This is a genomic window from Rudanella lutea DSM 19387 (assembly GCF_000383955.1).
Taxonomy (GTDB): Bacteria; Bacteroidota; Bacteroidia; order Cytophagales; family Spirosomataceae; genus Rudanella; species Rudanella lutea.
Window position 1 is genome coordinate 4595758 of the sequence record NZ_KB913013.1, and the last position, 13733, is coordinate 4609490.

Sequence of the window (13733 nt, forward strand, 5' to 3'; positions counted from 1 at the left end):
CAAGCAACCCTTTCTCCCTTTCCTCCCCTTCGTCCTTTTCTTCTTTTTTACCAATTAATCTCCGGCAACCCGTGCTCGCGTAGATAGGCGTTTGCCTGACTGAAGTGCTTGTTGCCAAACCAGCCCCCCCACTGAGCCGCCATGGGCGACGGGTGTTTGCTGGTCAGGACAAGGTGTTTTTTGGCGTCAATTACGGCGCCTTTTTTTTGTGCATAAGCTCCCCAAAGCAGAAAAACAACGTGCTCTTTTTCGTCGGAAATGAGCTTGATAACGGCATCGGTGAAGGTTTCCCAGCCTTTTCCCTGATGCGACCCCGCCTGACCGGCCCGTACGGTTAGGGTAGCATTGAGGAGCATAACACCCTGCTCAGCCCAGCGTTCGAGGTTCCCCGATTTCGGAATGGGTTTACCCAGGTCGTCCTGTATCTCTTTAAAAATATTGATCAACGAAGGCGGCTTTGTAATACCATCGGCTACCGAAAAAGCCAGTCCGTTGGCTTGCCCCTCGCCATGATACGGGTCTTGCCCCAGAATCACCACCCGGGTGTTGTCGAAGCTGCATTTGTCGAAAGCATTGAAAATGAGTTTGCCCGGCGGATATACGCGTTGTGTACTGTACTCGTCGCGGACAAACTGGGCTAACTTAACAAAATAGGGTTGATCAAACTCGGCCTGTAGCCGTTTCTGCCACGATTCGGCAATGACAACTTTCATGCGGATTCTGCGTTATGAGGGCAATGATAGAGGCTAATTACCCAGGCGCGACACCTACTGTGTGACGTATATAGGTCGCCAGCGTGAAGGCAAAAAAAATAGGTAGAGCCACTTGCTAAAGTAAACTTAACAACCTAATTTTCGTTCTAAGGTTGTCAAAATGAGCCTAAAATTATGATTTCGGCAGTAACGGAAGGTATCAGGGTGAGTGTGAAAACCGAGTATCAGTCGGACTACTCCAGCCCCTTACAGGCGCATTACGTTTTCACATACCGAATCACGATTGAAAATGCCAGCGACTACACCGTACATCTGCTTCGGCGTCGCTGGACAATCTACGACTCCAACGGCACCATTCGCGAGGTAGAAGGCGAAGGTGTGGTGGGTCAGCAACCCGTGCTTGAGCCGGGCGAGGTGCACGAATACGTATCGGGCTGCAATCTGCGCTCCAGCATGGGCAAGATGGTCGGTTCGTACCTGATTGAGCGCATCATCGACGGCAAACGCCTTCACATTACCATCCCGGAGTTCACCATGGTGGTTCCGTTCAGATTAAATTAAGTTGATTCAAGCGTACCTCCGTTATTGGCTCGCGGCCCGCGACGAGCACTCTCTTCATTCGCCCTTTTTGTACGATCTGTACACGCGTACCATCCGTGTTGACGACCGGGAAGCCCCTGTTTACACGCCTATTGCGCAGGTACGGCAGCAGCTTTGCTCAAACCCTACGCAAATCCACGTGACCGATTTTGGTACCGGAGCCGGACAGTATCACCGATCGGTAAGCTCTATTGCCCGAAAATCGCTCAAGGCCGACAAATACGGCCGCTTGCTGCACCGACTTACCCAACGTTTTCAGACCCGTACCGTGCTCGATTTGGGCACCTCGCTGGGGGTTACCACGGCGTATCTGGCCAAAGGGGCCGAGGCTGTTGGGGGGCAAGTGGTCACCTTTGAAGGCTGCCCCGAAACGGCGGATCTGGCGGGTCAGACCTTTGCGCAACTGGGATGTACCAACGTGCGGCAGGTGGTGGGTAACCTCGATCAGACTCTGGTCCCCGCTTTAGCACAATTACCACCGGTTGATCTGGTTTTTTTTGATGCTAATCACCGATATACGCCTACTATTCAGTATTTTACGGCTTGTTTAGAGCGGATTCACAACGACTCGGTATTTGTTTTCGATGATATTCACTGGTCGGCCGAGATGGAGCAGGCCTGGCAAACGATTCGGGAGCATCCGGCCGTGACGGTGTCGGTCGATTTGTTTGCTCTCGGGCTGGTTTTTTTCCGGCGCGAACAACCCCGGCAGCACTTCGTTCTTCGCTTTTAGTACAATACCAACCGGATACACTACACACTCTAACAGGGTAGCGATAAACTCTAAATCGTAAACCCTAAACCGTAAACGTTAAACTCTACTTTATGCGTCCTGTTTTGTTTACGGCGTTGGCCGCCAGTGCATTACTGATCAATGCCTGCCAAACGGGTAAAGAAGCTGGCGAAAACGCATCGACCGAAAAGTCGAGCTTTACCCTCATGCAGGAGCGGATTCTGACGCCCACCTGTGCTACGGCCGGTTGCCATGCGTCGGACAAAGACCCCTCGTTCGCGCAGCATGGTTTGGTGCTATCGGCGGCTGTGGCCTACACCAATCTGGTGAATGTGCAGCCGCGGAATAGTGCTGCCAAAACCGATGGCCTGATGCGGGTAAAGCCCTTTGCGGCCGCACAAAGCCTGCTTTTTCATAAGTTTGACCCCAACCCGGCGCATCATGGCGGTAAGCAGTATGGTAGCCTGATGCCCCTCGGTATGGACCCGCTCAGTGTGGGTCAGATTGAGTTTGTCCGGCGTTGGATCGAAGCCGGTGCTCCGCGCGAAGGGAGTGTGGTAGACGCCAGCCTGCTCGACGATAAAACGCCCAGCGTAACCTACGGCCCGTTTGAAGTGCTTCCCAAACCAGCCGTTGAGCAGGGTTTTCAGATGAATTTACCGCAGTTTTCGGTGGCTCCTAATTTTGAACGAGAGCTGTTTATGCGTCGGTCGGTGGGTAATGCTACCGACGTGTATGTCAATCGGATTCAGGTTAAGATGCGGCCTAATAGCCACCATTTTGTGGCCTATGGCTTCAAAGATCAGGCGCTTGTGCCTCCAATGGATCAAATCCGCGACCTGCGTAATCCCGATGGTTCGGCTAATCTGCTCACGTACCTATCGATGCAAAACCACATTTTTGTGGCTGGTACGCAAACGCCTACCTACGACTACACGTTCCCGGCGGGGTCGGCACTGCTGATTCCGGCCAACACCTCGCTCGACCTGAATTCGCACTATGTAAACAAAACGGGAGCACCCCTGCCCGGCGAGGTGTCGATGAACCTCTATACCGTTGATAAGGCTAAGGTCGTCAACGTGGTGAAGACCCTGAATGAAGCAAATACCAACTTCTCGTTGCCAGCCGGTCAGCGTCGAACCATCACCAAAGATTTTATCTATACCAAGCCCCGCATGATTCTGGCGCTTACGTCGCACACGCACAAGCTCGGCGAAAAGTTTGTGATCAAAATCAAAGGCGGAGCCCGGAACGGCGAAGTGATTTACACCAATACCGATTGGGAGCATCCTGAGATAGTAACCTTTACGACGCCCATTGCTCTCAAAGCGGGGGAGGGTCTTACCTCTGAGGTGACTTATTTCAACAACACCAACCGAACCGTTGGCTTCGGCCTCACCAGCGAAGACGAGATGAATATCATCTTCGGCTATTATTTCGAATAGCCGATTGATGGACTGGTAAAGCAAAAAGGCCATTCCTGCGCAGGAATGGCCTTTTTGCTTTGTATGGTGTTCAGATTACCGGGCGACTTCAACGCCTACCCGACGACCTTTGATGGAGTTACCGTCCATGATTTCAACAACCCGGTTAGCCATATCGCTCGGTACGTCGACAAACGTGTGCTTGTCGAAAATATCGATGTGACCAATGCTACCACCCGGAATGTTGGCTTCGCCGGCAATAGCCCCGACAATGTCGCCCGGCCGCACGTAATCGCGCCGACCAATGCTCACAAACAAGCGGGTCATGTTGGCATCGCGTTCGCGGGGTGGGCGGGCGTTATCTTTCTCAAAATACCCCCGGCGGCCACCACCATCACGTGGGCCAAAGCTGCCTTCGTTCCGATCGCCAAAGCGGCTATTGCCCCGGTCGTTCCGGTCACCAAAGCGGCTGTTACCCCGGTCGTTGCGATCGCCGAAGCGGCCACCCCGATCGTTGCGGTCACCGCCGAACCGGTCGTTGCGATCGCCGAAGCGGCCACCTCCTTCACGACGGTCGCCGTAGCGGTCATCACCCCGGCCCCGGTCACGCCGTTCGCGACGGTCGTCTTCCAGACCCAGGTTCTGATCCGAAAACTCATTTTTCACGATACCCATGCTGCGTTTCACCAGAGCGGCTACCACTTGCTCGGTCGACAGACCGGCGTGGTGCAGTTGGGTCAGAATATCGCTGTACAGATGCAGGTCGTCGCTTGAGGTAATCGACTCGCGCAGTTGCTCAATAAACCGGGCTTTGCGGAGACCAACGATGTCTTCAAACGACGGAATAACCCCTTTCTCAACCCGAACTTTGGTGTAGTTCTGGATCTCCCGGAAGCGGTATTTTTCGTCGCGGCTCACAAACGAGAACGCCCGGCCCGACTTACCCGCCCGGCCTGTGCGGCCAATGCGGTGTACATAATACTCTTCGTCGAGCGGAATGTCGAAGTTGATTACCGCGTCTACATCATCAACGTCGATACCACGGGCGGCTACGTCGGTAGCTACCAGAATATTGGTTGTACCCGACCGGAACTTCGACATTACGTTGTTCCGCTGGGCCTGACGCAAATCGCCGTGCAAACCCTCGGCCATGTAGCCACGTACCTGAAGGTCTTCCACGATTTCATCGACCTTACGCTTTGTGTTGGCAAATACCAGCAACAGTTTCAGGTCGTACGTGTCAATCAAACGGCACATTACCTCCACCTTCGCCTTGGGTTTTACTTCGAAGTAAACCTGCTCGATGTTGGTGTTGGTCAATTCTTTCTTAATCACTTTCACCAGAATCGGATCCTGCTGGAACCGCTGCGTGATGGTCATGATCGGCTTCGACATGGTAGCCGAGAACAGCACCGTCTGGCGCTCTTCGGGCATGTCTTCCAGAATGCTTTCGATGTCTTCGCGGAAGCCCATATCGAGCATCTCATCGGCCTCATCGAGAATCATCATCTTCACATTGTCGAGCTTCAGGGTATTCCGCTCCATGTGGTCCATCACGCGGCCGGGCGTCCCGATTACTACATGAACCCCACTTTTGAGGGAGCGAATTTGCCGCTCAATAGAGTCACCACCGTAAATGGCCTCTACTTTTACGCCACGCTTGTGCTTCGAAAGCTTCCGCATTTCGTCGGCTACCTGAAGGGCCAATTCGCGGGTTGGGCACAGAATGAGCACCTGCACATGGCGCTCGCTTGGGTCCACAATTTCGAGGGCCGGAATACCGAACGCAGCGGTTTTACCCGTACCGGTTTGGGCTTGTCCGATCACATCGCGACCGGTCATGATAGCCGGAATCGCTTCGGCCTGAATCGGCGAAGGCGAGGTGAATCCCATGTCGGTCACGGCCCGAAGCAGTTCGTCGGACAGGTTCAGCTGGGCAAACGTCCGCTGCTTGGGGTCAACCAGCAGGCTTTCGAGCGTTACCGGAGCGGTACTGTCGGCAGCTGCGGGCTGTACCGTTACGGTTTCAACGACTACCTCGGCTTCGTCGGCCACCGGTGCCGTTTCAACGGCGGCCTCAACCACCGGTGCTACGTCGGCAGCAGCGGTTTCTTCAACCGATGTTTCAGCGCTAACTGCTTTTTTTGATTTGGTTTTTTTAGGAGCGGCCTTTACGGGCGCGTCTTCCTGCGGAGTTTGGAACTCCTCATTTTGATTCACTTCCATGAATAATAACTGAATAAGGATGAATTATCATCCAAGCGAAGTGAGTGCCGGTAGTCGGCGTGATATGCGAGATTAAACTTTAGAAACCGCCCGTGCGGTTGCCCTACTTACCCTGACCAGTCCCAAAGACCCAACGCTCCGATATACGGAAGCCAGCAGACAACAAAGACGAACGATTAGCCCACGCGCAAACGAATCCACACCGGTTGCTTCTATCCAAGAAGCGCCCACACAGATGACCCACCATTAAACACCCGGAGAGCTCTGTCAGACCTACCTACGCGATGATAAAAAAGGAGAGACAAAGCAATGCGACGAGTGTCGCTTGAAAACTTGCGTAAAAGTAAGAAAAATAGGGCTAAATAAAAAATTTAGCCCTATTAAATTTGTATTATTCTAAGTGGAGGCCCGCTCGGGAGCGCCCGGCTTACCTCCTGAAAACCACGCTGAAGGTGCCCTACGGGGCCAGCAGGTGTACCTCTACGGCAATATCTTTGCCTTCGTCGTTTTTCCCGATCTTAAACGAAACCTCGTCATCAACCTGCAGTTCGTTGAAGTCGGCACCAACCAGACTCGTATAGTGGAAGAACAGGTTGTTGGGTGGGTAGTTGATAAACCCATAACCCGATTTCAGACTCCGAATCGTGCTGATTTTGAGTTCTTCACCATTGTCCAGATCAACCGTGTTGTAATTGGGTTCGTCGGGGTAGGTGTTGTGATTATTGGCGTTCCCATTGCTGGCAACAGGCCCGTTGCCGTACGTGGGTGCATTGCCCGATGAAAAGTTCATGCGGGTTTGCTGTTGCTTCACAAACAAATTCTGCACAATCGGGTCGTTTTTGCGAATCCGATTGTCAATTTCCTGGTGCATCGAGATCGGGTACGACACCTCTTCGAGCAAGTCCTGCGAGGTCCGGGTCACGATGCGCTCTCCTTCGTCGTTAAGGAATTCGAAATCCCAGCTGAGTACCATCACGCGTGAGCCGAGGGTATTCAGTTTGCGCACCAGCGGTACATAGTCGCCATCGGCCGAAATCAGCACGACCACGTCGAATGATTTGTGCAGAGCCAGCTCGTACGCTTCGAGGGCCAGCCATACGTCGATCCCTTTTTCCTGCCGGTAACCTTGATAAGTTTTTACGGGCAGATAGTGCGTAACCACCCCTTCCGACATGAGAATATCGTCGAACAGGCGGTCATAAAACAGTTGGTTGCCCCGCTGATGGGCTTCGTGGGCATTGAGACGCCCCCGAAAGTAATGTGCATCAACAATTTGACATAGCCGAACATCGGTATCTTCTTCCTCGGCTACCTGCCGCCGGATAAACTCGTGAATACCTGAAATGCTGATACGGCTACGACGTTCGTGAGAATAATTGTAATAGTTGCTTACGTGTAGGAAATAATTACCGTCGTAAAACACGCCAATACGTGTCAACTTGCTACGATTGTCTGACATTTTGTTACTAATTGAAATGTTAATCTATGCTTAGTTTACTTTAATACGTACAAATTCAATGTTGGATAGAGGAAGGAATTAGGTTAAGTATAAACTGAAATGGTGCTTTGGTGTAATTGCGTCTTGTTGTCTTGTATAACGTAGTACAAAGATAGATTATGCGGACGATAATTGCGTAGTTTCAGGAGTTCGAAGCCCCGAAAAGCTTTTGTTTTTGTCAGTTCCGGATGCGGGGCTGTACCTTTGCTATTTACAACCGCCTTTTTTCAATCGCTCATGCGAACTGTATTGTTTATCGACCGCGACGGCACCCTCATTGTAGAGCCGCAGCCCGACCAGCAGGTCGATTCGTTAGAGAAGCTCACCTTTATTCCGGGGGTACTTTCGGGAATGCGCCGTATTGCCCAGGATACCGATTATGTACTGGCTATGGTGACCAATCAGGATGGCCTCGGAACGGCTTCGTTCCCGGAAGAGACCTTCTGGCCTGCACATAACAAGATGCTCGAGACCTTTGCGGCCGAAAATGTCCATTTCGACAGCATTCATATTGATAAACACTTCCCGCGCGACAACTCGACTACCCGCAAGCCGGGCACGGGGATGCTCACCGACTACCTCACCGGGGAATATGACCTGGCCAATAGTTACGTGATTGGTGATCGGCTGACGGATGTGCAACTGGCCATTAATTTGGGGGCTAAAGCGATCTTGTTTCTGCCCAATGCGGGCGAGGCCTCGCCGGTGCTCAATGCCGATGTGGATGGGATGACCGACGAAATGCGCAATGCCATTGCTTTCAGCTCGGGCGACTGGCACTCCATTTACGAATTTTTGCGGCTACCCGCCCGCACGGCCACCGTTGAGCGAAACACCAAAGAAACCCAAATTCGGATTGAGCTAAACCTCGACGGAACGGGCCGGGCCGATATGCAGACGGGCCTTGGCTTTTTCGACCATATGCTCGACCAACTGGCCAAGCACTCAGGAGCTGACCTAAGCATTCGGGTGCAGGGCGATTTGCACATCGACGAACACCACACGATTGAAGACACGGCGCTGGCGCTGGGCGAAGCGTACCGCAAGGCTCTTGGCGACAAGCGGGGTATCAGCCGGTACGGATTCCTCTTGCCCATGGACGAGGCCCTGGCGCAGGTAGCGATCGACTTTTCGGGACGGCCCTGGATTGTGTGGGATGCGGAGTTTCGGCGGGAGAAAATTGGGGAAATGCCGACCGAAATGTTTTTCCACTTTTTCAAGTCATTCAGCGATACTGCCCAGTGTAACCTCAATATCAAGGTAGAGGGGGATAATGAACACCATAAAATTGAGGCTGTGTTTAAGGCATTTGCCAAAGCGATCAAAATGGCGGTTCGGCGGGATATAAACGAGCTAAACAACCTGCCCAGCACAAAAGGAGTGCTGTAGGGCAGGGGATTGGACGAAAGCGATTGGGCTGGGGTTCGGTAAAAAAGTCGGACAACCCATAGTTAAAGTCCAATGTCTCGGCTTAATTTTGTCGTACCAAAAAACAACCTGTTTCTGACAATGGATTTTTCAACAATCGGTACACTTCTGTTCTATGTAATTCTGTTGGCAGCGTCGTACATTACGGGGCGCTGGCTGGTAAGCAAAGAGCGGAAATATTAATCAGGGTTACAGACATTAAAGACTGATGGAGTTGGCCGCCTGGCCATAGCTCGATCAGTCTTTGGTGTCTGTAGTTCAATGTACTCCCACCTATGCTCGGTGCTATTGCCCGTTGGTTATTTGTTTCGGTGTACGGCTGGCGGGTTGTCGGCCCGGTTCCCCATCATCTGCCCAAAGCAATTTGGGTAGTAGCTCCGCATACAACCAACTGGGACTTTCCTATTGGGTTGGGCGTACGGCCTACCATCCATATCTGGATTGAGTACCTGGCCAAAAGTTCGCTTTTTACCTGGTATGCTGGCTGGCTGTTCCGTGCCCTCGGCGGGCGGCCTGTGTACCGCGATAAGTCGCGCAATATGGTCGATGCCGTAGCCGATGTGCTCAACAAAGCCGACCAACTACATATCTGCATTGCGCCCGAAGGCACCCGCAGCGATGTCGAAAAGCTCAAAACCGGCTTTTACTATATGGCTCTCAAGGCCAATGTGCCCTTGATCCTGACCGGATTCGACTGGACCAACCGCCGGGTTATTCTGAGCGAACCCCTCTACGTAACGGGCAATTACGAGCAGGACATGCTGCCCTTCTACGAATTCTTCAGCAAGGTGCCGGGCAAGAAAAAAACCTGGCTCAAACGCTGGGAAGCTACCGGCGTGATGTAGGCGGCTAATCCGTCCCATTCTCTATTCTCTTTCAGATACAGTTTCTCGCTAAAAGGTATTTGCTGACCCTGTTGGATACGGCTACAGGTCGTCATTGCCCCATTCTTAAACTGCCCATGTGGGTAGTTACGGACGGCAAATGCCGAAACTTAGCGGTACACTTGGGTATAAACAGGTTGCTACGAACTTAAATAGGCGGATTAGTCATCAAACACAGGATTACTTACTGCCCATGACAACACGTAGGACCTTTCTTAAGAGCACAGGTGGTTATCTGGCCGCTGCGGGTATGAGCCCCGTGATCGCATCTGCCCATGCTCCCGAGACAACCGCTGCCCCCGATACAGATCTGTTCAAATTAGGCATGGCGGGCTATACCTTCGTTCACTTCAAGCTCGATCAGGCGCTCGAAATGATGCGCAAAGTGGATGTTCGTTACCTGTGTATCAAAGACTTTCACCTGCCGCTCAACAGTACCGCCGAACAAATTGAAGCCTTTCATGCCAAGCTGAAAGAGTCGAATGTGACGGGATATGCCGTTGGGCCAATTTATATGAAAAGCGAGGCTGAGGTAGACCGGGCCTTCGACTATGCCAAGCGGGTGGGGGTGAAGCTGATAATTGGCGTGCCCAACACTGAGTTTCTGCCGTACGTGGATAAGAAGGTGAAAGAGTATGATATGCGCTTTGCCATCCACAATCACGGCCCCGATATAGCGTTGTATCCCAATGCCGTTTCGATTTGGAACGAGATTAAAAATCTGGATTCACGCATTGGGTTCTGCTTCGATATGGGGCATGACCGACGCAACGGCGACGACCCCGTGGCTGACCTGCAAACGTATACGAAACGTATCTTCGATATTCACCTCAAAAACGTAACGGCTGCCTCGAAAGAAGGCAAAACCTGCGAGCTGGGCCGGGGGGTGATCGATGTGCCCGCTTTCGTACAGGCTTTGCGGAAAGTGGGGTATTCTGGTTCGTGCAGTCTTGAATATGAGAAAGACATGAAAGACCCGCTGGCTGGTATTGCTGAGTCGGTAGGCTATTTCCGGGGCGTTTGCGAAGCGACGCGTTCGGGCAAACGTAAATCCTGATTACCCCACAAGTGAACCCACGTACGGGGTGTTCAGACCGGGCGGGGCAAGCGATTCATTCCCTTAAGTGTATCTGATATTAATGGAAGGTTCAAGAAGAGAGTTTATAAAGAAAGCTGCCCTCAGCACGGCCGGACTGGCGGTTGGGGGGCTGGCCAACGGTATGTCGGCCAAGAGTTACGCCAAAATCATCGGGGCCAACGAGCGTATCAACGTGGCTATTGCCGGGTTGGGCCGCCGGTTAGGGGCCTACTACGAACCAATTGGCCTCAAAAGCAGCAACGTGGAGTTGGTGTACCTCTGCGATGTGATGAAAAAGCAGCGGGAGTCGGGCGCGCAGAAGTTTTCGAAGTTTATCGACTACAAACCGAAACTCGAAAACGACATTCGGAAGGTGATTGCCGATAAAAACGTCGACGCCCTGTTCAACGCAACCCCCGACCACTGGCATGCCCCCGGCACCTGGATGGCTGTACAGGCGGGTAAGCACGTGTACGTAGAGAAACCCTGTAGCCATAGCCCCCGCGAGGGCGAGATTCTGGCCGAATGCCAGCGCAAATACGGTAAGGTGATTCAGATGGGCAATCAGCAGCGGTCGGCGGTTGAGTCAATCGACATCATCGGTCAGATTCACAACGGCGCTATCGGTACGCCTTATAAAGCAGTAGCCTTTTACATTGCCAACCGGGGCGAGGTGCCAGTTCCGAAAGCCGCACCTGTACCCGATGGCCTGGATTGGGATTTGTTTCAGGGACCAGCCCCGCGTACGCCCTACATGCACGATACTTGGGACTATAACTGGCACTGGTACGACTGGCTGTATGGTACCGCCGAAAGTGGCAACAATGCTACTCACGAACTCGACGTTGCCCGCTGGGCGTTGCAGGTCGACTTTCCAGAGCACGTGAGCGTGGAAGCAGCCAAGCGTCATTTCCTGAACGACGGCTGGACGATGTACGACACGATGGACGCTACCTTCCGGTTCCCCGGCGACAAGATCATCAAATGGGATGGCAAGAGCCGCAATGGCTACCTGACTTACGGCAGCGATCGGGGGACGGTAATTTACGGCAGCAATGGTAGCGTATATGTTGACCGGAATGGCTATAAACTGTTTAGCCGCGAGGGTAAGCTCATCAAAGACAGCAAAGCCAAAGGCAATGAGGCTGGCACGGCTCTGGGTGGCGGTGGCGACATGACGACCCGTCACGTTGTCAACTTCTTTGAAGCCATTCGGGGTAAGGAAAAACAGGCGTCGCCTATTGACGAGGGAGCCAAGAGTACGTTACTCAGCCACTTAGCCAACATTAGCTACCGCACAAAAAAATCGTTCGACGTAGACCCCAAAAACGGCCACATCCGCGATCGGGAAGCGATGAAACTGTGGAGCCGGGAGTATCACAAAGGTTGGGAGCCTCCGATGTAAACGAATGCATACAGAAAACGAAAAGGCGGGCCGAGTGCCCGCCTTTTCGTTTTCTGTATGCTGGTCATCTTCGGCTCTTCAGAAAGCCAGAAACCGTACCGTTGACCACCAAAAACTATAAACAACAAAGGATAAACGCCCTCACAGCGGCATGCCGAAGCGGCTGTAGGGAATCGGGCCTTTGTGAAAGACGTCGCCTTCGGCTCGCATCCCGAACCGCTCGTAAAATCCGGCGGCTGTCAGGCGGGCATCGCACCAGATATGGGTTGCCCCTCGGTGCCGGGCCTGTTCGATCACGTGGTTGAGCAATTGGGTGCCAATGCCGCGTCCCTGATGAGCCGGGGCCGTAGCAAATTTGCGAAACCGGGCCATGCGGGGTGTGGTCTCGTCTCCCTCGGTGATGAACAGCGAAATGACCGAAACCAACTCACCGTCGACGAAGCCGCCTAGGTGAAAGCCATCCTCATCGTCGGGGAGCCGCACGTAGTCAAACGGTTTGTCGGGCCACAGTACCGAGTGGCGAAGGGCGAGCGTATCCTCGGCCGCTATGGGTTTAAGCGTTAGGTTGGCCATGCGTTGCGTACGATTTAACCAGTTCGACCATGCGTTTACCAGCCCGCTCAGAGGCACCGGGGCCACCTACTTTTTGCTGCACCTCGGCGTAATCGCGGAGCATGGCGTCCCGGCGTTTGCCGCCCACCAGAATAGCCCGCAGTTCGTCGGCAACGCGGGTGGGGGTACAATCGTAAATCAGTTCGTGAACCACCAGCCTACCCGCAATCAGATTCACCAGCGACAGGTACGGGACCGCCAGAATCCGCTTGCCGATTTCGTACCACCAGCGCGGGGTTTTATACAGAACCACTTCGGGCACGTTGAGCAGGGCGGTTTCGAGCGTTGCCGTGCCTGAGGTAACCAGCGCGGCTTCGGCAACGTGCAGCAGGTCGTAAGCGGCATCTTCTACCCGCTTTACATCGGGATAATTGGCCAGCAGACGATCGTAGAGCGCCCTGGGAAGGTTATCGACGGTGCCCACGGCAAACTGATACCCGGTAAACTGCCGCGAGGCTTCGAGCATTACGGGCAACATATTTTCGACTTCCTGTTTGCGGCTTCCGGGGAGCAAGGCCACTACCGGCCGACCCAGATGGCGTGGCCCAATGGCAAAGTTGGGGTTCGGACGAAAAGCCGTGAGCGCATCCATGAGCGGATTGCCCACGTATTCGACCTCGTAATCGTACTGTTTAAAAAAGTCGACCTCAAACGGGAAGATCACAAACAGCCGGTCGACGAGGGCTTTGATGGTGAGGGCGCGTTTCTGATTCCAGGCCCAGACTTTCGGAGAGATGTAATAGAAAACCGGAATGCCGTGTTTTTTGGCAAACCGGGCCATGCGCAGATTAAAACCGGCATAATCGATCAAGACCAGAACGTCAGGACGGTTGGCCAGCAAATCGGCCTGACACTCGCGCATGATCCGGCGGATAGTGCCGAGGTTTTTGGCTACTTCGATAAAGCCCATGAAGGCCATCTGCCGATAATGACGGACCAGCGTAGCCCCGGCCTCCTGCATCTGTTCTCCGCCGTAAGCCCGGCACTGAGCGTCGGGGTCATGCTGCCGTATCGACCGGATCAGGTTGCCCCCGTGGAGGTCGCCGGAGCGTTCGCCGGCTATGAAGTAGTAACGCATAGTGTCGGTAGTGGCAATGGGCAGTGGCAGTGAGCAGCACAACTACCTACTGCT

12 protein-coding genes are annotated in these 13733 nt (G+C 53.4%); 7 read left to right on the plus strand and 5 right to left on the minus strand.

The window, feature by feature from the left end:
* Positions 1–47: 47 nt before the first annotated feature.
* Entirely contained in the window at positions 48–713 is a 666-nt protein-coding gene (ung, locus tag RUDLU_RS0118995; protein WP_019990004.1) for a uracil-DNA glycosylase, read from the minus strand.
* Between the two features lie 174 nt (positions 714–887).
* On the opposite strand from ung, the gene apaG reads away from it, so the two are divergent.
* The 3 genes from apaG to RUDLU_RS0119010 all read left to right on the plus strand — a co-directional run bounded on the left by apaG (position 888) and on the right by RUDLU_RS0119010 (position 3491).
* Positions 888–1274 (plus strand): Co2+/Mg2+ efflux protein ApaG, encoded by a 387-nt coding sequence (gene apaG / locus RUDLU_RS0119000; protein ID WP_019990005.1) that lies wholly within the window; start codon positions 888–890, stop codon positions 1272–1274.
* Between the two features lies 1 nt (position 1275).
* Positions 1276–2046, plus strand: coding sequence for an O-methyltransferase (locus RUDLU_RS0119005; protein ID WP_019990006.1), 771 nt, complete (start codon positions 1276–1278; stop codon positions 2044–2046).
* Positions 2047–2138: 92 nt separating this feature from the next.
* Entirely contained in the window at positions 2139–3491 is a 1353-nt protein-coding gene (locus tag RUDLU_RS0119010; RefSeq protein ID WP_027303212.1) for a monooxygenase, read from the plus strand.
* A gap of 75 nt (positions 3492–3566) precedes the next feature.
* Here RUDLU_RS0119010 and RUDLU_RS0119015 read toward each other — a convergent pair whose 3' ends face one another.
* Together RUDLU_RS0119015 and RUDLU_RS0119020 are read right to left on the minus strand one after the other, a co-directional pair.
* A complete protein-coding gene (locus RUDLU_RS0119015; RefSeq protein WP_019990008.1) occupies positions 3567–5696 on the minus strand; it encodes a DEAD/DEAH box helicase in 2130 nt (709 codons plus the stop codon).
* 457 nt (positions 5697–6153) lie between these two features.
* Positions 6154–7155 (minus strand): NYN domain-containing protein, encoded by a 1002-nt coding sequence (locus RUDLU_RS0119020; RefSeq protein WP_019990009.1) that lies wholly within the window; start codon positions 7153–7155, stop codon positions 6154–6156.
* Between the two features lie 276 nt (positions 7156–7431).
* On the opposite strand from RUDLU_RS0119020, the gene hisB reads away from it, so the two are divergent.
* The 4 genes from hisB (at position 7432) to RUDLU_RS0119045 (ending at position 11989) form a co-directional block, all read left to right on the plus strand.
* Entirely contained in the window at positions 7432–8583 is a 1152-nt protein-coding gene (gene hisB, locus RUDLU_RS0119025; RefSeq protein WP_019990010.1) for a bifunctional histidinol-phosphatase/imidazoleglycerol-phosphate dehydratase HisB, read from the plus strand.
* Positions 8584–8897: 314 nt separating this feature from the next.
* Entirely contained in the window at positions 8898–9467 is a 570-nt protein-coding gene (locus RUDLU_RS0119035) for a 1-acyl-sn-glycerol-3-phosphate acyltransferase (protein ID WP_019990012.1), read from the plus strand.
* A 232-nt stretch (positions 9468–9699) separates the two neighbouring features.
* Positions 9700–10563 (plus strand): sugar phosphate isomerase/epimerase family protein, encoded by an 864-nt coding sequence (locus RUDLU_RS0119040; protein ID WP_019990013.1) that lies wholly within the window; start codon positions 9700–9702, stop codon positions 10561–10563.
* Positions 10564–10645: 82 nt separating this feature from the next.
* Positions 10646–11989, plus strand: a complete 1344-nt coding sequence (locus tag RUDLU_RS0119045; protein ID WP_019990014.1) for a Gfo/Idh/MocA family protein — start codon at positions 10646–10648, stop codon at positions 11987–11989.
* 141 nt (positions 11990–12130) lie between these two features.
* On the opposite strand, the gene RUDLU_RS0119050 is transcribed toward RUDLU_RS0119045, so the two are convergent.
* Together RUDLU_RS0119050 and lpxB are read right to left on the minus strand one after the other, a co-directional pair.
* A complete protein-coding gene (locus tag RUDLU_RS0119050; RefSeq protein ID WP_019990015.1) occupies positions 12131–12562 on the minus strand; it encodes a GNAT family N-acetyltransferase in 432 nt (143 codons plus the stop codon).
* Positions 12543–13679 (minus strand): lipid-A-disaccharide synthase, encoded by a 1137-nt coding sequence (gene lpxB, locus RUDLU_RS0119055; RefSeq protein ID WP_027303213.1) that lies wholly within the window; start codon positions 13677–13679, stop codon positions 12543–12545. Before lpxB ends, RUDLU_RS0119050 begins: the two co-directional genes overlap by 20 nt.
* Positions 13680–13733 lie beyond the last annotated feature (54 nt).